Origin of the sequence: Campylobacter sp. VBCF_04 NA7, assembly GCF_027737405.1 — a bacterium.
In the GTDB taxonomy this organism is placed as follows: domain Bacteria; phylum Campylobacterota; class Campylobacteria; order Campylobacterales; family Campylobacteraceae; genus Campylobacter_B.
Genome location: NZ_JAOVTT010000004.1, coordinates 105856 through 126654, shown reverse-complemented (window position 1 = coordinate 126654; position 20799 = coordinate 105856). Strand labels below are relative to the sequence as shown.

Annotated in this window: 18 protein-coding genes and 1 pseudogene; 1 reads left to right on the top strand and 18 read right to left on the bottom strand. The window is 42.0% G+C overall.

Going from position 1 to position 20799, the window contains the following annotated elements; all coding sequences use genetic code 11:
- Positions 1 to 12 precede the first annotated feature (12 nt).
- The 15 genes and pseudogenes from OFO00_RS05145 to OFO00_RS05075 all read right to left on the bottom strand — a co-directional run bounded on the left by OFO00_RS05145 (position 13) and on the right by OFO00_RS05075 (position 16176).
- Positions 13 to 1848: a dynamin family protein gene (locus OFO00_RS05145; RefSeq protein ID WP_270865151.1), complete on the bottom strand. Its 1836-nt coding sequence runs from the start codon at positions 1846 to 1848 to the stop codon at positions 13 to 15.
- Positions 1842 to 4121 carry a dynamin family protein gene (locus OFO00_RS05140; protein ID WP_270865150.1) on the bottom strand — a complete coding sequence of 760 codons (2280 nt, stop codon included), beginning with the start codon at positions 4119 to 4121 and terminating at the stop codon, positions 1842 to 1844. Before OFO00_RS05140 ends, OFO00_RS05145 begins: the two co-directional genes overlap by 7 nt.
- A 113-nt stretch (positions 4122 to 4234) precedes the next feature.
- Positions 4235 to 4957, bottom strand: coding sequence for a fumarate reductase iron-sulfur subunit (locus tag OFO00_RS05135; RefSeq protein ID WP_270858184.1), 723 nt, complete (start codon positions 4955 to 4957; stop codon positions 4235 to 4237).
- Positions 4950 to 6968 (bottom strand): fumarate reductase flavoprotein subunit, encoded by a 2019-nt coding sequence (locus tag OFO00_RS05130; protein WP_270858185.1) that lies wholly within the window; start codon positions 6966 to 6968, stop codon positions 4950 to 4952. The genes OFO00_RS05135 and OFO00_RS05130 overlap by 8 nt, the downstream gene beginning before the upstream one ends.
- A gap of 28 nt (positions 6969 to 6996) precedes the next feature.
- Positions 6997 to 7698: pseudogene (locus tag OFO00_RS05125) on the bottom strand (fumarate reductase cytochrome b subunit); the annotation flags it as partial.
- Between the two features lie 96 nt (positions 7699 to 7794).
- Positions 7795 to 8613, bottom strand: coding sequence for a prolipoprotein diacylglyceryl transferase (gene lgt / locus OFO00_RS05120; RefSeq protein WP_270865149.1), 819 nt, complete (start codon positions 8611 to 8613; stop codon positions 7795 to 7797).
- A gap of 31 nt (positions 8614 to 8644) precedes the next feature.
- Positions 8645 to 9184 carry a hypothetical protein gene (locus OFO00_RS05115; protein WP_270865148.1) on the bottom strand — a complete coding sequence of 180 codons (540 nt, stop codon included), beginning with the start codon at positions 9182 to 9184 and terminating at the stop codon, positions 8645 to 8647.
- A 9-nt stretch (positions 9185 to 9193) separates the two neighbouring features.
- Entirely contained in the window at positions 9194 to 10471 is a 1278-nt protein-coding gene (locus tag OFO00_RS05110; RefSeq protein ID WP_270865147.1) for a DNA polymerase Y family protein, read from the bottom strand.
- On the bottom strand, positions 10468 to 11463 hold the full coding sequence (locus OFO00_RS05105) for a bifunctional 3,4-dihydroxy-2-butanone 4-phosphate synthase/GTP cyclohydrolase II (RefSeq protein ID WP_270865146.1): 996 nt from the start codon (positions 11461 to 11463) through the stop codon (positions 10468 to 10470). Before OFO00_RS05105 ends, OFO00_RS05110 begins: the two co-directional genes overlap by 4 nt.
- A gap of 2 nt (positions 11464 to 11465) precedes the next feature.
- Positions 11466 to 11957, bottom strand: a complete 492-nt coding sequence (locus OFO00_RS05100; RefSeq protein WP_270865145.1) for an HIT family protein — start codon at positions 11955 to 11957, stop codon at positions 11466 to 11468.
- 9 nt (positions 11958 to 11966) lie between these two features.
- Positions 11967 to 12758: an indole-3-glycerol phosphate synthase TrpC gene (gene trpC, locus OFO00_RS05095; RefSeq protein WP_270865144.1), complete on the bottom strand. Its 792-nt coding sequence runs from the start codon at positions 12756 to 12758 to the stop codon at positions 11967 to 11969.
- Complete coding sequence (locus OFO00_RS05090; RefSeq protein WP_270865143.1) at positions 12755 to 14188, bottom strand: tetratricopeptide repeat protein; 1434 nt, start codon at positions 14186 to 14188, stop codon at positions 12755 to 12757. Before OFO00_RS05090 ends, trpC begins: the two co-directional genes overlap by 4 nt.
- The gene (locus OFO00_RS05085; protein WP_442867908.1) at positions 14167 to 14526 is read right to left on the bottom strand and encodes a YkgJ family cysteine cluster protein; all 360 of its coding nucleotides are present in this window, start codon (positions 14524 to 14526) and stop codon (positions 14167 to 14169) included. Before OFO00_RS05085 ends, OFO00_RS05090 begins: the two co-directional genes overlap by 22 nt.
- The gene (locus OFO00_RS05080) at positions 14519 to 15229 is read right to left on the bottom strand and encodes a tRNA1(Val) (adenine(37)-N6)-methyltransferase (RefSeq protein WP_270865141.1); all 711 of its coding nucleotides are present in this window, start codon (positions 15227 to 15229) and stop codon (positions 14519 to 14521) included. The genes OFO00_RS05085 and OFO00_RS05080 overlap by 8 nt, the downstream gene beginning before the upstream one ends.
- The gene (locus tag OFO00_RS05075) at positions 15226 to 16176 is read right to left on the bottom strand and encodes an NAD(P)-binding domain-containing protein (RefSeq protein WP_270865140.1); all 951 of its coding nucleotides are present in this window, start codon (positions 16174 to 16176) and stop codon (positions 15226 to 15228) included. Before OFO00_RS05075 ends, OFO00_RS05080 begins: the two co-directional genes overlap by 4 nt.
- Before the next feature lie 162 nt (positions 16177 to 16338).
- On the opposite strand from OFO00_RS05075, the gene tsaD reads away from it, so the two are divergent.
- Positions 16339 to 17346 carry a tRNA (adenosine(37)-N6)-threonylcarbamoyltransferase complex transferase subunit TsaD gene (gene tsaD / locus OFO00_RS05070; protein ID WP_270865139.1) on the top strand — a complete coding sequence of 336 codons (1008 nt, stop codon included), beginning with the start codon at positions 16339 to 16341 and terminating at the stop codon, positions 17344 to 17346.
- Between the two features lie 190 nt (positions 17347 to 17536).
- Here tsaD and OFO00_RS05065 read toward each other — a convergent pair whose 3' ends face one another.
- From OFO00_RS05065 to gltX, 3 genes are read right to left on the bottom strand one after another with little or no spacing between them, the layout of a single operon-like run.
- A complete protein-coding gene (locus OFO00_RS05065) occupies positions 17537 to 19195 on the bottom strand; it encodes a transglycosylase SLT domain-containing protein (RefSeq protein WP_270865138.1) in 1659 nt (552 codons plus the stop codon).
- Complete coding sequence (locus OFO00_RS05060; RefSeq protein ID WP_270865137.1) at positions 19192 to 19479, bottom strand: YggT family protein; 288 nt, start codon at positions 19477 to 19479, stop codon at positions 19192 to 19194. Before OFO00_RS05060 ends, OFO00_RS05065 begins: the two co-directional genes overlap by 4 nt.
- The gene (gltX, locus tag OFO00_RS05055) at positions 19466 to 20773 is read right to left on the bottom strand and encodes a glutamate--tRNA ligase (protein ID WP_270865136.1); all 1308 of its coding nucleotides are present in this window, start codon (positions 20771 to 20773) and stop codon (positions 19466 to 19468) included. Before gltX ends, OFO00_RS05060 begins: the two co-directional genes overlap by 14 nt.
- Between the last annotated feature and the right edge of the window lie 26 nt (positions 20774 to 20799).

The following is a 20799-nucleotide window of genomic DNA, read 5'->3' as shown; positions in this document are numbered from 1 at the left end:
TAGAAATTTAGACTAATTTTGGCTTTGCAAATTTTCAAGTGCGCTAAAAATCGCAAGCGCATTTTCTTGCGTGGCTTTAAAATCTGCGATTTTGGCTAAATTTTCCTCGAAAATTTGCGCAATCTGCGCGCTAAAATCTGAGTAAATTTTATCCACAAACGAGCTAGACCCTACGAAGTCATTTTCGAACTCATAGTAATGAAGTCCCCCTAAAACCGCCTTTTCAAAGTCCTCATAAGAGGGATAAAAAAGCTGATAAAGACCTGGTTCTTCCTCATAATCGCTGATTGATTTTGCGATTTTGTTTGCGATGAAATTCGCGCTTAGGGTTACGGCGTTTGTGTAGTTTGAGGCGATTTTTATCATAATTTGCTCGAAAAACAGCGCGATTTTTTGACAGATTTGAAAAACAGCTCTCTCGCCGTCTTTTAAAAACAGCCCATAGACTTCGCTTGCGATTTTAGCGATGTTTGAAGCCTCTATGATAGAGGCTAAATCGCTTTGGCGCTCGTAGTTTTCAAACCTACCTTTAAATAGCAAAATTTCCCTCTCAAACCCCGCATAAATGCGCTCTATCGCCTCGCTCATGGCGTTTTGCGTTTTGACTAGCTCGCCTTTGAAACGGCGAAAAATCACATTTAGCCTATCGTCGTTGTAAATCAGCTTCGAAAGCGCGGCGTCGGTGTTGAAATACGGCGCCTCGTAGGCTACCTTTTCGTATCCCTTCGAGGTTTGCGTGCCAAAAAAGCTCTTTTTCGTCTGTGTCGCGCTTATGAAATACTCGTTTTGCTTCGAGCTTAGGGCTTCTTGCATTGTCTGGGCGATAAATTTCGAGGTCTCTTTAATCGAAGCGTAAATTTTGCTAAATTCCTCTTTGTAAATTTCACGCTCGCTGGCGCAAAATTCGGCGATTTTATCTTTGTTTGAAGCGATAATGTTTTCTAAAATTTTATGTATTTCCAAATACCCTGCCCGCTCGTTTTTAAGCTCGGCAAGTATGAAATTTAGCCTAGATTTGGCAAAGCTAATGCGGTTTTTATCAAGCCCGTCTAAAAACTCTCTAACCTCGCTAAACCCACTGTTTTGGCTATCGCCAGCTTTTTCTAGCTTTGATGATATTGGCACGATAGAGGCGAAATTCGCGCCAAAAATCGTTTTGGCGTAATTATGCACGCGCTCGATTTCTTCGGCGCCAAGTCTATCTTTTTGGCTCAAAATTGCAATGGAGTTTTTGCTTAAAAATTTTGGCAAAAGCGAAATTTGAGCTGTTTCGCTCTTTCTGGCGGCGTTGTCGATGAGTGAAATCCAAAGCACGCCAAAAACCTCGTCGAAAATCTCCAAAGTCTCCCTAGTATCGGCGTTCGAGCGTGAATTTAGCCCTGGGGTGTCGATGAAATTTATCTTTTTCAAAAGCTCGTGCGGCAAAAACATATTTATATTTTTGATATCTTTTAACTCCCGCCTTTGATCGACGAAATCCGAAATTTGCGAGCTTTCTAAGGTTTGGGTGTAGCCGTTTTTATACGCTACGCTCATCATTTCATAAGGGGCGTATTTGATGTGAGTGGCCTTGGCAGTGACTGGCACGACGCCAGTTGGCAAAACTTCGCTAGAAAGCAAGGTGTTTAAAAATGTCGATTTACCGCTGCTAAACTGCCCCACAACCGCGATTTTAAGAGGCTCAGACTCGACGAGCAAAATTTCATCTAAAACCTTGCTTAAATGCGCGCTAGGGTGCAGACTCGGGTCTTTTAGCTCGCTCACAGCCCTGCTCATATCGCCCCAAAATCCCTGCTTCGTGCTGGGTAAAAATTTCGCCCTATACTCGCTGATAAATTCCCTTAGCATTGCTCGATCCTTTTAATTAATCCATTTACCAAATTTATTTTTTCTCGCACCAATCGCGCGTTTTTGGCGATTTGCTCGGCGTTTTCATCGCCTGCTTTAAGCGCGCTTTCAAGCTCGCTTTGGCGCAAATCTAGGCTAGATTTTTTGCTAGCAAAAAGGGATAGGACATTTTCTTTAAACTCTGCGGTGCAGGTTTTGGCGATGTTTTCGAAACTAGATTTTAAATTTAGCTTAGCGAAAAACTCGCTAAATAGCGCGTCAAAACTCGCCGATAATGCGCCAAAATCGCTGTTTTTGCGCACGATTTCACGCAGGCTTTCGTTAAATTTAGCGAAATTCGGCTGGGCGAAATTTTCGTCCATGTATTTTTTCGTGTCAAATTTAAGCGAATTTACCTCGCTAAAATCGCTTCCTAAAAGCTCTTTGATATCAGAAATATCGCGCGAAATCTTTTGCGAAAACGAGCGGAAAATGTCCGTGATGACATCTTTGACGCCAGAGTTTGCGATGACTTCTAGCCGCGAAAAATCAATCTGCTTTTTATTTTTTTTCGAGTAATTTATGTCGGTTAAAACCCTGTCTTTAATCGTCAAAATCGCTGATTTTAGCGGCGCAAAAAGCGTGCTATCATCGTAGCTAAGCTTGCTAATCGCGCCGGTTAAATCGTTTTTTAGCTTAGCTAAATTTGCATTTAGCGCGCTAATTTCGGCGTTTATATTCTCGCATTTTTGGGCTAGTTCGCTTTTATTCGCGCTAAAATCAGCGTTTTGCTCCTGCAAATCAGCCAAATACACCTCGCAAATCAGCGATAACTCTTTTTTGTATGAGGATAAAATTTCATCTGCTTTGGCTGAATTTTCGCCGAAAAATCGCTCGAAAAGATGAGATTTCAGCTCGCCAATGCCCCGTCCGCTGTGGCTATCTATGCAAAAATAGCTCACATTTTCTATCAGTCCCTCATCGAACCCAAACGCCCCAAGCTCCTCGCAAATACTAGCCCTAGCGTATCTTAGCGCGTCGATTAGCTCGGTCTGGCTAAGCAAATCAGCGTGTGTTAAAACGACAATGAGCGAGTTGTTTTTCGAGCTTTTTAGAGTGCTTGCGATAAAGCTCATATCCTTTTTGGTCGAGCTTTGAGAGGCGTTCATTAGGTGGATTATCGCGTCGCTTGAAAACATAAAGTTTTTCGTCAGCTCCTCGCGCAAAACCACGCTATCGTCCAAACCTGGGGTATCGACGACGGTGATTTTATCGCTTAGAAAATCGCTTTTTATGCCAAGTTCGATAAATTTGATAAATTTTGAAATTTCATACTTGGCAGAGGTGAATTCTTGCAATTTTTCTGGCTCGATTATGGCTTCGCTTTGGTTTTGAAATTTCGAGCGAAATTCCTGCGCAAAACCCAAAATTTCAAGCTCCTCATCATCGTAAAATTTGACCTTAGCATAAGGCTTATCGCTACCTTTAAGAAGCGTTAAATTCGCCGTTTCAGGGATATTTGAAGTCCCTAAAATATCAAATCCCAAAAGACGATTTAGCATGCTGGATTTCCCAGCGTTGATTACGCCAGTAACCGAAAGTGTGAAATTTGCATCTTTGGCGTTTGATTTGGCGGCGTTTGTGCGCGCAAAGAGTGAATTTTCAAATTCGCTCGCGCAAACGAGAAAACCTGCGCCTGGATTTGTATCTGAATTTTCGCTCGCATTTTCGCTCGCGCTAGTATCCAAATACTCGCCCAAATTTGCACCTAAATTTGCGTCCGCACGCGCGCCAGTATCCGCGCCTGAAACCAAATTTGCAAGCTCATCTTCGCTTTTGGCGCTCAAAAGTGCTTTTAGCTCATCGCTAATAATATCCAAACTCTCCAATTTGCCGTAAAATGCGAAATTTGCGGGCGAATTTGGGGTTTCGTTTTCGCTCAAATCGCTTTGAAGTTGAAGCAAAAATTTTGAAATTTCATCATACTCGCTTTTGCTAATAATTCCTTCTTTGCTTAAATTTTCAACCATCATCAAAACGCTTAATTTGGAAATTTTAAGCTTGCAAATCGCATTGATTGCGCCGATTTGCAGAGACTGAATCGCATAGATTCCAATCTCTTCGCCAAGCTCTTTTAAAATTTCTCTAAAACTTTGCAACGATTTAAATTTTTCGAAATTTTGCGAATTTGTGCATAACATAAGCGCAGCAATATCGCTAGGCATAGTGCGAGTTAGGCTCTCATCGATAAAAAGCCTCTTTGAACCCCAAATTTTACTCATAAAATTATTCATAAACTACCTTTTTTGGGTTGAAATGGTTAGAAATTTGATAAGTTTTGCAATAAAATTTCAAAATTTTATAAAAGTAGAAAGACGCCTGCAAAAATTTTGCAAGCGTCATAGGATTATTTGCCTTTTGCAGCAAGTTTTCTACGCATATAAGCAATGCGAGATTGTAATGGAAGGTGTTTAGGGCAGTTGTCTTCGCAACCTAGCAAACTCATACAACCAAACACGCCGTCATCATCGCCGATTAACTCGTAGAAATCATCGTCTGTTCTGTTATCAAGAGCGTCGATTTTAAATCTAGCTACGCGGTTGATACCAACAGCACCGATAAAATCCTCTCTCATAATCGCAGTTCCGCATGCTGCCACGCAGATACCGCACTCGATACAACGATCTAACTCGAAAACCTCTTGTGCTACTTCTGGTTCGACTTTTTCCTCTAATTTAGAGATGTCAGTTACATGGTCAGTGTGGATCCAGCTCTCGACTCTCTTGCTCATCGCGTTCATCCAGTTACCTGTATCTACGCTCAAATCTTTTAGTAGTTTGAATACAGGAAGTGGCATAAGCTCGATAACGCCCTCTGGATAGTCTTTTGTTAGTGTGCGGCAAGCAAGTGCTGGCTTACCATTGACTAACATACCGCAGCTACCACAGATACCAGCACGACATACGAAGTCGAAGCTTAGCTCTGGGTCAAATTTTTCGCGGATGACATTAAGTGCGATAAATAGTGTCATACCATCTGTTTCTTCAAGCTCATAAGTCGCAAAGTGAGGTTTAGAAACCTTGCTTAGCGGATTAAATTTAAACGCTTTAATTGTGATTTTTCTACTCATATCCTATACCTGCTCTTTCATTTGGTGCTTTATATTTTGGTTGCAACTCATAATGCATTAGTGCTTCTTGGATTTCATAGCGTCCTCTGCCCTCTGATTCCATTTTTGCTCTAATGTCATCAACTTCTTTTTGGCGTTTAGCACTATCTGGGTGCTCGATAATGTTACCCTTAGCGCCATAACCACGGAACGCTGGTGGGATTTCCATTTTCATAATGTCTAGTGGCTCGTAAGTTAGAGTTGGCAATGTATCGCCGTCTTTCCAAGTCGCTAGTGTGCGTTTTAGCCAGTTTGCGTCATCGCGTTTTGTGAAGTCTTCGCGGTAGTGAGCGCCACGGCTCTCTGTGCGATCTAGTGCGCCTTTTGCAACGCAAAGTGCAAGTTTAAGCATCATAGGAACACGATAAGCCTCTTCTAGCTCTGGGTTTCCAAATAGCTCTTTGTTTGAAATTTTAACATTTGTTGATTCTTTGTAAAGCTCTTCTAGCTCTTTTACAGCTTTTGCCAAGCCCTCGCCTGTGCGGAAAATCGCAACATGTTCCCACATGATATCTTTCATTTTGTTTTTGATCTCAAATACATTGTATTTGCCATCTTTATCAAGTAGGCTTTGTAGATAAGCTTGTGATTTATTTACAAATTTTTCAATTGAAGTTGTTTTGATATCGATTTCGTGGCTTGCACAAAAGTCTGCGAAATAATCACCTACAATCATACCAGCGACAACTGTCTCAGAAACTGAGTTTCCACCCAAACGGTTAAATCCGTGCATATCCCAGCATGCAGCCTCACCAGCTGAGAATAGACCTGCTAGTGTTGGGCTTTCGCCTGTTGCTTTTGTTTTGATTCCACCCATTGAGTAGTGTTGCATTGGAAGGATTGGAGCCCAACCTTTGCCTCTTTTGCGACCATTTTCATCTGTGTAAGTCTCTGTATCAGCAGGATCGATACCGTTGAAAATTTGACAAATTTCTTGAACATCGCGAAGGTTTTTCTCGATATGCTCACGACCCAAAATAGAAATATCAAGCCAAACATGGTATCCATAAGGGCTAGGAACGCCTTTACCATTTCTGATGTGTTCCATAATACGGCGTGAAACAACATCGCGGCTAGCTAGTTCTTTTTTCTCTGGTTCATAATCAGGCATAAAGCGATATCCATCGACATCACGCAAGATACCACCATCACCACGGCAACCCTCAGTTAGCAAGATACCACTTGGAACGATTGGAGTTGGATGGAATTGAACTGCTTCCATATTTCCTAATTGAGCTACGCCTGTTTCTAGTGCGATAGCAGCACCAGTTCCCTCACAAACAACAGCGTTTGTTGTGTGGCGATATACACGACCATAACCACCAGTTGCGATTAGTGTGCCTTTTGCGACATAAGCTGTAAGCTCGCCAGTTACTAAATCGCGAACAATCGCGCCATAACAGCGGTTGTTTTCGTGGATTAGAGCGATTGCTTCTTTTCTATCGTGGATATCGACATTGTGTTTTAATGCCTCGTTTGCAACAGCAAAAAGCATAGTGTGACCAGTAGCGTCAGCTGTGTAGCAAGTTCTCCATTTTTTTGTTCCACCGAAGTCACGGCTGTGAATTAGACCATGAACTTCTTCTTTTTCTTCGATTGTTGTTTTTTGAGCGTTGATAATCGCGCTTCTCTTACCTTTTGTGATACGAGTCCATGGAACGCCCCACGCAGCTAGCTCACGAATAGCTTTTGGAGCTGTTTGAGCAAACATTCTAGCTACATCTTGATCGCAACCCCAGTCGCTACCTTTTACGGTATCAGCGAAATGCACATCTTCATTATCGCCTTCACTCATTTTAGAATTACCAAGACTTGCTTGCATACCACCTTGTGCTGCTGCTGAGTGCGAGCGTTTAACAGGAATAAGGCTTAAAACTACTGTGCTAAGCCCTTTTTCGCCAGCAGCTACCGCAGCGCGTAGGCCTGCAAGCCCACCACCGATAACTAATGCATCATAATATTTAACATTCATATTTCAATTCCCTATTTTATAAATTTACACCGATTTTGATAAATGCAGCCAAAGATAAAAGACCTAAAATTAAGAAGAAAGCTGAAACAATCCATTTTAATTTTTTAAGTTTTTTACGACTTTCTTTTGCATCAGGACCTTCGAAAATACCCCATTTAACGCATAGTCTGTATAAACCAATGCTACCGTGAAGTTCAACAGCGAAAAGCAATACTAGGTAGAACAACCACATAAAATGGCTTACTACACGAGCACCTGACATATCACCTGAAATTTTATCAGAGTTTGTGATGATGAAAATAAGGTGTGCAGCACCCAAGAAGAACATAATAAAGCCAGTGATTGCTTGAACCCACCAAAGTGAAGTATCTTCGTGTTTGAAGCGTTTCATATGAGCACGATATGATTGCCATTGGCGGAAATTGATTGGCATTTTTCTCATACCTAGCGCAGCGTGAATAAAGAAAATGATAAATACAGCAAGAGCTAAGAAAGATGTAATATAGCTCATAGAAGGGCTGTCGCTCAAAAATCTTAATTCTAAGAATTCAACAACTTTGGTAAAAAAGTCTCCACCGAACAATACAGTAGAAACAAACATCATATGCACCCACATAAATAGACCCAAAATTCCACCACTGATACTTTGGATTAAGTCTAGGCGCGCTGGCATACGGCTTTTTGTGCGATCCGTGCGGATACCTAAGAAGCCTTCGATTTGCTCGCTCATGAGCTCTCCTTATAGAAAATTAGTTAGTTAAATTACTAACAATTTGTAAATTTAACTTTAACAGGACATTATAGTATTTTTTAACTTTAAGTAAAGTTAATTACGCCCTATTAGTTGAAATTTCAAAGAAATTTTTAATATAACGCCCGCTAAAAACATAACGAGCGATAAAATTTGCCCCATTGAAAATCCAGCGATTACAAACCCAATCCCAGCATCTGGTTCTCTGAAAAATTCGCTCACAAAGCGCATAAATGTGTATAAAATAGCGTAGTTGCAAATCAGTTCGCCGTCGAATTTCTTAAATTTCCTGCTAAAAAACAAAATCACAAAAATCAAAATTCCTTCGAGCAAACCCTCGTAAATTTGGCTAGGGTGGCGAAGCACGCCATCAACAAAAATCCCCCAGCTCACATCAGTTGCCCGCCCGATTAGCTCTTGGTTTAAAAAATTCCCAATCCGTCCGAAAAAATACCCAAGCGGCACGCTGAGCGCGACAAGATCGAGCAGCGCCCACTGGTTTTGGGCGTGGCGACGGCAAAACGCTATTGTGGCAATGATAAATCCAACCACCGCCCCATGGTAGCTCATACCGCGAATTCCGATAAATTCGCCGTTATAAAAGGGGTTGAAAATTTGCCACGGGTGAGTGAAATACCACAGCGCCTCGCCTGAATAAATCGCGATATATCCGAGCCTAGCGCCCAAAATCACGCCGATTTCGACCCAGATGAAATAATTATCCAGCACCGCACTGCTAAATTTCAGCCCGTCGCGCTTAGCAATCCATTTGGCCATAAAGAGTGCGATTAGCAGCGCCAAAACATACATTATGCCATACCAATGCACGCTAAAACCGGCGATGCTAAACGCAACTGGATCAAATTTTTCGTAAATGTGGTTCCAAAATTCCAACTCTCGCCCCTAATTAAATTTGTAAATTTGGCTAAATTTTAAGCCCCAAGCTATTTTTCACAACCACGCAAAAATCCGCCAAAAAATACCCAAACGCCTTGTAATAATCGCTTTTAGCATTGATTTGCAAATGTCCGGCTAGCCCACGCAGGCTTGGCATGATAAAATTCGTCAAATACTCGCCCAAAATATTGTGCGATTTTTCGTTTGTATCTTGCTTAAAAATCATCGCCAACAGCCCTAGCATGTTTGCAGCGTGTGTATCTGGCAAATCCGCAAATGGCTTTTTGAAGCGACATCTTTCGTAAAAAACGCTCACTTCGCTCGCACTTATTAGCTTGAAATAGCTCATATCAAATGCCTCTTTGAGATTTTCAAAATCAGCGCAAATAGCCTCATAATCGCTATCTTTAACCCCAGCCCAAAGTTCTTGGCCTTTTTTGTTTTCTGGATTTTCGTTGATTATAATCCATTTGCTAGCAAGTTTTTCGAAATTTTCCTTGCTTATCGCGCCCTTAAAATTCGTCGCGAAAATTATACACATAACCGAATAAAGTTCCCCTACTTTCATCTTTTCTCCTTAAATTTCACTAGCTTTTTTAATTTTTTCTACACCAAATTTTGACCAAATTTGATTCATTGATTTATCTAAACTTTGGCGTTTTTTATCGATTTCATCGAAAAGCAGCGTCGCGCACTCTGCGCTATTTGCGCCAAAATTTGACAAATTTAGCGACACATGAATTATCGCATCGCCCCTATGCACATCAATAGCTTCAAAAAGCAAAAGCGCCGTCTCATCGAGCAAATCTAGGCTAAAAGGTCTATGCTGACTAAGCCTTTTAGAACTCTCATCGCGCGATTTGTAGCGGATTTTGACCTCGTAAGTAAGTGGATTTAGCCCACCCTCTAAAACCTCGCTAGCTAGGTGTCGAGAGAGAATTTTAATGCGCCTTTTGATCTCGTCCCTATCGAAGCACGGCTCGAAACTGCGCCCAAGACCGATACTTTTGCGCTCCCTGCTAACCTGCACCCGCTCGCTCGTATCGCCACTGATTTGAGCGAAAATTTGCTCGCCGTTTTTGCCCATTTTTTCGAAAATTTCCCTATGTCCCCACGCGTCGCCAATGCTCTTAATCCCGTATTTTGCGAGCGTTTTTTGCATAGATTTTCCCACACCTGGAAATTTTGAAATTTCGACATCTCTAAGCTCGGTTTTAAGGCGCGAGAGAGGTATTTCACGCACCCCAAAAGGCTTGGCTAAATCAGTGGCAAGCTTAGCAATAAATTTCGCCTCGCTTAGCCCCACACTGCTAGGAAGCCCGAATTTCGCCTTGATTTCGCTTTGCAAAAATAGCGCAAACTCGCGCGCATTTTCGTTGTATTTCGTGCCACGCAAATCCAAAAAAAACTCATCAACGCTAAATTTTTCGATTTCTGGCGTGAAATTTAGCAAAAATTTATGAATTTGGTTTGAAATCTTGCCATACACGCCGTGCTTTGCCGCGTCCAGCACTAGCTCTGGACAGGCTAGAAGCGCCATTTTTAGGGGTTGCGCTGAATGCACGCCAAATTTTCTAGCCTCGTAACTAGCGCTTAAAACCACACCTTTTTGCAAGGATTTTAGCCTTTTTTGCTCATCGCTGAAATTTTGCAAATTTTGCTCTTTTTGGGCTTGGATTTTAAAATTTTGCGCGCTCTCATCGAAGTGAAATTTCGCCCCAAAACCCTCATCTTTATTAGCGAAAATTTCCTCATTATTTCCGCCGATAACTGCGACAGGAACTCCGCTAAGAGCAGGATTTATCAGCCTTGCGACAGATACGAAAAAGCAGTCTAAATCGATATGCGCTATCAAACTATATCTATCCCAAATCCACTAAGTCCAGCGTATTCCTTCGGGCTGGAATTTGACAGAATTTTGATTTTTTTAATCCCTAAATGCGCTAAAATCTGCGCCCCGATACCATAGCTTTTGAAATCGCCCTTGTGCGAAGCCGAATTTAGCGCCACAATCACGCCACCACTCGTGCTTAAAATTTCTAAATTTTGCATAAAATCATCGTAATTTTCATCTTGCATAAACTCTAAATCACTTGAAATTTTATGAAATTTTACATTGCAAATTTCGCCAATTTCGCCGAAAATAAAGACTTTGTGAGCGTTGTCATCGTGGTCTGTGATTTCGCAAACTCTGCAAGGCTTACCGCAAATTTTGCCCTCGTTAAATTCGCCAAATTTAACCAAAGTTTCGTGCTTTAATCTGTATTCGACGATTTGGGCGATTGAAATCATATTTATGCCAAATTTTTCGCAGAATTTCTCCAAATCATCGCGCCTTGCCATTGTGCCGTCTTCATTTACGATCTCGCAAATCACCGCACTTGGCGCGATTCCAGCGAGCTTGCACAAATCCACAGAACCCTCAGTGTGGCCTGTGCGCACGAGCACTCCGCCTTTTTTAGCGATGAGCGGATTTATGTGGCCAGGGCGCACGAAGTCGCTTGGGGTGGAGTTTGGGCGTGCCATAAGCTCGATTGTCATATTTCGCTCATAGGCACTTACGCCCGTGGTTGCGTCTTTTGCGTCGATTGTGATAGTAAAGGCTGTCTCGTGCGAGGATGTGTTTTTATCGACCATTAGGGGCAAATCTAGCCTTTTGGCGATTTCCTCGTCCAGTGCCACGCAAACCACGCCACGAGCGTGTGTGATAGCGAAATTTACCTTCTCTGCGCTCGTAAAAGTCGCAGGGAAAATCAAATCGCCCTCATTTTCGCGATCAACATCATCGACCATGACAATCATCTTGCCATTTTTCATATCTTGTATAGCTTGTTCTACACTTACCATTTTTAATCCTTATTCAAATTTTCAAATCCAGCTCTTATTTTTTCATAAAGCGGGGCGAAACTGACGCCATTTACACGCACATTTGCGATTGTAGTGATGAAATTCGTATCTCTCTCCCAGCGCGGAACCAGATGATAATGCACATGCTCGGCTATCCCAGCCCCAGCTGCCACGCCTAGATTCATACCGATATTTACCCCCTTTGCGCCAAGAGCGGTTTTTAGCACTCGCACGCCCTTTTGGACATATTCGCTCATCTCTAACCACGCTTCTAGCGGTAAATTCTCGATATTATCGGTGTGCTCGTAAGGAATCACCATAAAAGCCCCGGGATTGTATGGATATAAATTCATAAGCCCGAAGCAAAATTTAGCGCGAAATACCACGCCTACGCACTCTGTTCCTTCTTTGGCTTTCGCGGCTGCGCAAAATGGGCAACCGCTGCGTTTTTCGGTGAAATAATCACTTCTCCACGGCGCGCAAATGTAATCCATATTCTCCCCCTATTTTTCGCCAAATTTCACTGCTCTAAGCGCCGCGCCGACATCATCTTGGCGCATAAAACTCTCGCCGATTAAAAACGCATCGACCCCGCGTGCGCTTAATTCGAGTAGCTGTTCGTGCGAGCCTAGCCCACTTTCAGCCACGATAATTTTGCCATTTGGGATAAGCGGGATTAAATTTGCCGATAAACTCAAATCAACCTCGAAAGTCTGCAAATTTCGGTGATTTATGCCGATTATATCAGCCCCTGCGAAAATCGCCTTTTTCAAATCATCTTTATCGTGAATTTCAAAAAGCGCTTCAAGGCCCAAATGCCTAGCAAATTCCAAAAGTCTTTTAAGCTCTTTTTGCTCCAAAGCCTTTGCGATTAATAGCACAAAATCCGCCCCATACACGAGCGCTTCTAGGATTTGATACTCATCGATTATAAAATCTTTGCGCAAAATCGGCGTGTTTGTGTAACGCCTGATTTGCGAAATGTAGCTAATATCGCCCTTAAAATAGTGTGGCTCAGTCAAAATAGAAAACGCACTCGCACCCGCCTTTTCATACTCCATAGCGATTTTAAGCGGATCGAAATCCTCTCTGATGACGCCTTTGCTAGGGCTTGCTTTTTTCACCTCAGCGATTATGCGAAGCGGATTATCCGGGGTGCTTTTTAGCGCAGTTTTCGCATCGCGCGGTATCATGGGATTAGCACTTAGCGTGCGACCAAGCATATCAAAGCTAAATTTTTCTTTGCGCCTAGCTAAATCCTCGCGCGTTTTTTCTAAAATTTCATCTAAAATCATTTTTGTGCCTTTATTCCGCCTGCGATTTCGCCTATTTTTTGGATATTTTTATCTATCACGCATCTCTCTATCGCGCTTACATGCCCCTTGCCCTCGTCGCTAGCGTAAAACTCATCGTCTTTTATCTTGTCCATCCACTCTTTGGCTTTTTCGCACTCGCCAAGTTTGTAAAACCCCCATGCTAGCGAGTCTATGTAATAAACCGAATTTGGCTCGTCTTTTAGGGCGCGCTCGACATAATCAATGCCCTTTTTGATATCCAAATCATGATCGATTAAAATGTATCCGTAGTAATTCAAATGCACCGGATCTTTTAGCTTGCTAGCTATGTTTTCAAATTTCGCCACGACTTCGTTAATCTGAGCAGCTGTTTTTTTATCGCCAAAAGATTCATACAGATAAATCGCCTCGTTCGCCAAATAATCGTAATTTTCGGTTTTCGAAAACTCCTCACGCGCTAATCTCATAGCTGTGGCGAAGTCCTTTTTCTGGGCGTAAGCGTCAATTATGAGATCTTTTTTATAATCGTATTTTTGCAAAATTTCGATGATTTTATCAAATTCCTTCATATAATAATAAATCCCAATCATATCGTCTAAAAATTTCGTATTTTTTTTGCTCTCATACAGCGCCTCATCGAGTTTGGCGACCTCAAAGTATTTTTTTTGCATGCGATACACATCAGCCAAAACCTCGCACACCATACCGCTAGCGCAGCCATAAATTCGCCTATGTGTCTCCATGATACGCACCGCAGCGTCGCTATCACCCAGCTTGTTTAAAAGCACATCGCTAAGGCGGATTAAATTTTCCTCTGATTTTTCCAGCTCATAGGCCTTTTCGAAATACTGCTTGGCTAGGGCGAAATTATCCATAGCATAATATGTCGCGCCCAAAATCGAGTAATTTCGCGAATTTACCTCTAAATTTGCTAAATGAAGCGCGGTAGTGTTGGCTTTGAGTATTTCGCCCTGCCCCATATAATACCCCACTTTTACGCGCAAATACTCGCTATCATCAGCCAAAATTTTATCGCCCAAAGCTAGGTAGCGCGCGGTTGCTTTGCTATCTTTTAAGAAAAACGCAAGCTTTAAGGCTTCTAACAAATACACCTGCGAATTTGTCTTTAAAAAAGCTTTTTCGTAAAGCTTCATCGCGCTTTGCGGGTCTTTGTTGGCTAGTTCTAGCGCAGTTAGCAGATCGAAATTTAGCTCAGCCTCATCATAAGCCTTCATCGCCTCTTTTAGCTTTTGCGGTGTGGTGGCCTTTTGCGCTACATTTTCGCTAGCGTTTTTCTCAGGTACCGGCGCAGTATTTGTGATAACCGAGCTTTTATTCATATCTTTTATCGCGTCGCTTTTGGTTTCACTAGCACCCAAATTTAGGGCACCAAGAGCCAAAAAAGCGGTTAAAATTTTACCCCAATACATTCTTTCTCCAATTCATCTTTATGCTCTTTGAAATAATCCCAAAATGGAAAGGTTCGACATTGATTTGGTCTGTATTCATAAATCCCGCAGTTTCGGTGCTTTTCGTCGAAAAACACACACGCCATACCGTCAAGATATGGTTTTTCTTTTATGCTAAATTTATTCCCAACTCGCTCTAAAAATACGCGGATAAAATTTGCCTTATCTATCCCCATAAATTCGCTGAGTTTCTCGATTTCTGCGTCATTTATCCAAATATATCCGCTCTCGCCCGTGCAACACTTGCCGCCGCAGCTTTCGCAGGCGCTACTATCGAAGGTATAGTCAAACTCACTCAATATCGACACTTTCTAAACCAGCTTTTTCATAAATTTTAGCCGTTATTTTACTTTTTTCACCATTAAGAAATGTATAAATCGGCGCACAAATTTCACAAAGTGAGCGCGAACTTTTTTGCGCCAAAAAAAGTGCGAGTTTAGCGGGCTTGTTTTCGTTTGGATAGACAAAGGCGAGTTTGGTCAAATTTAGCTTATAGCTTTGCAAAATTTCGCAAATTTGCGAGATTTTGCCCGCCTCGTAGCAAAAAATCAGCGCACCTTTTGGCTTTAAATGAGTATTGCTAACACGCACGAAATCGCTAAGGCTTAGGCTTGTGGCGCTTTTGCTTAGCGCGATGTGCAAATTTTGGCTAGTTAGGATTTTTTCCCTATAAAATGGCGGATTTGAAACGATTAAATCAAATCTTTGCTCGCTTTTAAAATTTGCAAAATTTTCGTGCAAAATTTGAGCCTGTAATGAATTTTGTTCGCAATTTTTACGCAAAATTTCTAAATTTTGCTCTTGGATTTCAAGCAAGCTTAAATCTAAATTTGGAAAATCCCGCTTCAACATCAGCCCCAAAATCCCGCATCCTGCCCCAACATCTAAAATTTTAAGAGAATTTGTGGCGCGAGAGTTAAGCCAGTTTTCGCAGATAAAATTCCATAAAAAAATGGTATCGCTGGTGTAGCGATACCCACTTTTTAGCTGGAAAAGTCTCATAAATGCAGATTTTCTACGATTGTGTGAGCGTGGTTGAAGGCTACGACGATTGAACCGCCGTTTCTAGTGATCAAATCTCCACCCACAAAAAGCCCTTTTGTGCTAGTTTCGCATTTTTCATCTACGAACGGCACGCCGTTTTCGTCGAATTCCACGCCACATTTTTTAAGGAAATCCACAGGGCTTGTGCCACCGATTGCATAGATTATGCGATCATAAACTAACTCCATGCCGTTTGTGAATTTCACTAGCACCTTGCCACTTTCGTTTTCTAGCGCTTCGATATCAAGGCCAAGGCGCAGGATAATGTCGCCGTTTCTGGCCTCTTTTTTGATATCTTCTTCGTTGATTTCATTTAGCCTAGTAAAGCTCTCTTTGCGGTAGCATAGGGTAACGGTGTTTGTTTTGCATAGCGAGAGCGCGTATTCGGCGGCTGAGTTGCCACCGCCCACGACTAGGACTTTTTCATTGACGCTACATTTATCGAGGTTGAAATTTACCCTTTGTGTGATTGATGGCGGGATTTTGTAGCTTGGTTTGTTTGGTTTGCCCATACGGCCGATTGAGATGATGACATTGTGTGCGCGAAATCCAGACGAGGCTGTGGTGATATAAAATGGTTCGCCGTCCTTTTTCTCGACCTTTTCGACCTCACTGTTGAAGTAAATATCGATATCGCCGTGATCTAGCAAGCTATCGAAATAATCAAGCACGCTCTCTTTCGTGCCAGTCTCGAAGCTAATCGTGCCTTTTGTTTCGCTATCCATGCCTTTGTATTCTTTATCTACGCGTTTTTTGTCTTTGTAAAATTGTCTGATTGTTTGAGAGTGATTATCGCCTTTTTCTAGCAAAAGCACCTTGGCTACGCCTTTTCTTTTGGCCTCGACCACGGCCGCGATTCCGCAAGGACCGCCACCGATGACAACTACATCATAAACATTTATCATTTTTTTCCTTTGTGTTAAATTTTACAACCTTTGATTATAATCAAAATTTATTTATAAATGGTAAAAATTATTAAAATTTTAAAGATTTAATTAGTCTGTTTTATTTTTACCCAAAACTTAGCCCAAAAATGCTAAATTTAGAAAAAAATTTAAAGGAAAATAATGATTTTAGCCATTGAAAGTAGCTGTGATGACAGCTCGGTAGCGGTTTTAAACAGCTCGAATTTCAAATTAGAATTTTACGAAAAAATCTCCCAAGAACTCGAACACTCCAAATACGGCGGTGTCGTGCCAGAACTAGCCGCGCGTCTTCACACAGAAGCACTGCCTCGCATTTTAGAGCGCGCAAAGCCCTTTTTTGGCTCTCTTAAAGCCGTCGCCGTAACGCACGCACCGGGCCTTAGCGTGAGTTTAATAGGGGGCGTGAATATGGCAAAAACTCTTAGCCTTGCGCTAAATTTGCCACTAATTGGCGTAAATCACCTAATCGGGCATATTTATTCGCTATTTTTGGACAAAGAAGCAGAATTTCCGCTTGGGGTTTTGCTAGTAAGTGGCGGGCACACGATGATTCTTGATATTGACGCCAGAGGCGCAATCAGCGTGCTTGCAAGCACTAGCGATGATAGCTTTGGTGAGACATTTGACAAATGCGCCAAAATGCTAGGACTTGGCTATCCGGGTGGCGCGATAATCGAAAATTTAGCCAAAAATGGCAAGCCAAAATTTAGCTTCCCAGTGCCTTTAAAGGGCGACAAACGCCTACAATACAGCTTCTCAGGCCTTAAAAATGCCGTTCGAGTGCAAATCGAAAAACTATCGCAAAACGGCGAACTAGCAGGGCAAGATAAGTGCGATATCGCCTACGCCTTTCAAAAAAGTGCTTGCGCGCATATCATGGATAAACTCTCGCGGGTCTTTGATGAGCGCAAATTTAAGCGTTTTGGCGTCGTGGGCGGGGCTAGTGCAAATCTCTATTTGAGGCAAAATTTGGCAAATTTATGCGACGCGCACGAGTGCGAACTTTTATTTGCGCCACTAAAATTTTGCTCGGATAATGCCGCGATGATAGCGCGCGCAGGCTTGGAGAAATACCGCAAACAAAACTTTATCGCACCGCAAAATTTGCAAATAATCCCAAGTTTAAATCTAAACTCCGCATTTGAGTGAAATTTAAAATTTAGCCTAAAATTTAAAAATCGTTCAATGCTAAATTTGGATTGAATTTTGAATTTAAATTTCTCTGGATTGCTTCGCTCATTGCACTCGCTCGCAATGACAGCGAATTTACACGCTTTAAATTTTATACTCGTAGATTGCCTCGAAACGGCTTACGCCGTTTCTTGCAATGACAATAAATTTAGCGGATTTTATCACTCTTGCTTGGGATTAAGAGCTTATCTAGCTCATCACGCACGCTTACCTTTGAATTTGGGTTTAAAATATGCGAATAAATCACATAATTTGCCAAAACCTTCTTGCCATAATCCCTACTTTCAGCAAATGTTACTAGCTCCATTGACAAAAATGGCTCGTATTTTCCCCTCTTAAACAAATCCGCTCGTTTTAGAAGTTTGCTCGTAAATCCCAGTCCGCCATTGTATGCATAAGCGATAAAAACAGGGCTAAGTAGCTTGGTTTCGAGTGTGTCAATGTGAATATTGGCGAATTTATAGGCGATTTTTGGATCAAACATCATATCTTGATCCCAGCCCTCGATACTAATTTGCTTTTTGGCGATATCGTTTGCCACAAATGGCATAAACTGCATCATACCAAGCGCATACGAGGTCGAAACAGCGCTTGGGATAAAGCGTGATTCTTGGCGGCCAAGAGCTAAAATCAGCGCTTGGCGGTGCAAATCAGTAGTGCCGATATGTTCCATAAATGGCGTTAGATAGTAATTATCGCGCCCGCCATTAGCCTTATTCATTATATACGCCCACTCGCCAAGGCTCTCTTTGGTGTCGAATTTCTTCGCAAACTCCAAAAGCTCTGCTTTGCCCATTTTATCGGCTTTGGTCTTGGTGCAAACCCAGTTAAATGGGTTTTTGATATCATAGTTTGAAATTTTATCGCGCGCTGGGGTTGGATTTATGATATTTAGGCTTTTATCGCCCAAAATTTCCTTTGCGTAGAGCGAATATAGGCTATAATAATTGCTCTTGGCAAGCTCGCGCAAGATATTTTCATCTTTGCTTAGCAAATAGACCCAAAATTTCGCATTGTGCGAGTTATGCACGCTCTCTATCGTAGCTGCTGCGCGCCCAAAATACGCCAAAGCCTGCGCCTCATCGCCATAAGTTAGAGCATTTACGCCGAGCAAAAACGCGATTTCTTTATCCACTTTTTGCGGATCAATTCCTAGCATAGATTGGCGCAAATTTGGATATTTGCGCTTGATTACAGCATCTTCAAGCACGCTTTTAAAGCCAGAGAGTTGCGCCATATCTGTGATGAAAGCGGGGCTTGCGTTTATGTTTAGCAAGCTCTCATCGCCTTTGAATTGATAATATGCAAAATAATTTTGCGCATGACCGCTCTCTTTAAAATACTGCGCCGGCGAGCCTGAATTGAAGCCTTTTAGTAAATTTATCGCGCTCATCGCACCCAAATTTCCACTATTTTCAAATTTGCTAATTAACGCCAAACGAGTTTTAGGGCTTAGCTTTGCCACAAATGCTGGATAGCTTCTAGCCTTTTGGCAGGTTAAATTCGCATCTAGTATATTCGCACTCGTTACACCTGCGCACTTATCTGGCTTTGGCAGAGCTTTAAACGCGCCTAAAATTTTATCAAGTTCCTTTTTTATTTTGCCACGATAGCGGTAAATTCCAGCCTTTCTAAGGGCTTTTAGCTCGTTTTTGTCGTATTTGGTTTCTGTGGCTAGGCGGTAAATGTAATAATCTTTCGCCAAAGATTTTGGCTCGTTTTTTATCTCTTCGTAGCTTTTGACATTTGCTACGGCAAAACTCGCGCAAAGTGCCACCGCTAGGCTAAATTTAAATAAAATTTTCAAAAAACACTCCTTTGTAAGGCATAAATTATCGCATTATCAATCACGCTAAGGCCGATTAAAATCACAAGCGGGGCGAAATCAAACCCGCCAAGCGTGGTTGGGATATACCTGCGCACGAGCTTGAAAGCCGGGGTTGTAAGCTTGTAGATCGCTTGGACAAATTTATTAAACGGATTTGGGCGTATGAAGCTAAGCACGCAGGCGACAAACACAAGCAAAATGTAGGCTTGTATGGCGTAGTGCAGAGTGATGAAAACGCCGTAAATTAGGCTATTTGCTAGCATTTAGGATTTCCTTGATTGATGATTTTATGAGTGGGTAAAGTTCATTTAACTCTGGTCCGTGAGGCGCGCCTGTAAGAAGCAATCTAAGTGGCATAAAAAACGCCTTGCCTTTGAGAGCGGTTTTTTCCATAAGGATTGTTTTTAACTCATTAAATTCGGCTGGAATTTGGGTTAAATTTAAAATTTCATTTCGCAAAATTTCGGCGTTTTGGCTAAATTCGCTTGGAATTTCTTTTTGGCTAAAAATTGCGCTAATTTTTGCTTTGATTTCTGGGATTAGGCTGGATTCTTGGGTGTAAAATTTCACTAACTCTACCTTGCTCTCATCTACGCCAAAAAGCTCGCAAATGCGCTTAGCGCTTGCCCTTTTGATATGTTCGCGGTTGATAAATGCAAGCTTGTCGATGTCAAATTTCGCCGGAGCCTTTGAAATTTTAGCGATATCGAAAAACTCCACCGCTTCTTCGATACTAAAAACCTCGCACGGGGTTTTATTTCCAAGCAAAACCAAATAATTCGCAATCGCCTCAGGCAAAAATCCAGTATCTAGCATCCATTTTACGCTACTTGCGTCGTCGCGTTTGGACATTTTCTTGCCATCAGGCCCCAAAATAATCGGCAAATGCGCGTATGAAATCTCGTCTGTGTATCCCAAACACTCCCTAATCCAGTTTTGTTTCGGGGTATTACTGACATGATCCTCGCCCCTGATTACGAAGGTAACGCCTTCTAGCATATCATCAGTGGCGCAAGCGAAATTATATGTCGGGGTCTTATCCGCGCGCATGATGACGAAACTATCGATATTTTCAGGCTCGAAGCTAATCTCGCCTTTGATAGCGTCTGTGAATTTCAAAACTCTGGTTGGTTTTTTAAGTCTAATTGTAAATGGCTTTGGATTGTCTATGACCTCAGCATCACTTAAATGCTCGCAAGTCCCGTCGTAGCGATATGCTACGCCCTTTTCTTTGGCTTTTTCTTTTTTGGCGGCAAGCTCTTCTTCGCTACAAAAGCAGCAAAACGCCTTGCCCTCTTGGAGCAGTTTAGCGGCGAATTCTTGGTGAAATTTTAAATTTTTGCTTTGATAATAAAGTGTTTGCCATTTGATACCAAAAAGGGTTAAAATTTCCATTATATCTTTGTCTTTGCCCTCGATATTGCGGGCAGTATCGGTATCCTCGATACGCAAAATAAATCCACTTTTATCTTGAAGCGAGCGGATATAGTTAAAAATCGCGGCGCGTAAGTTTCCAATGTGCATATCGCCTGTGGGTGATGGCGCAAATCTATACATAAATTTTCCTTTTCTTTATTAAATTT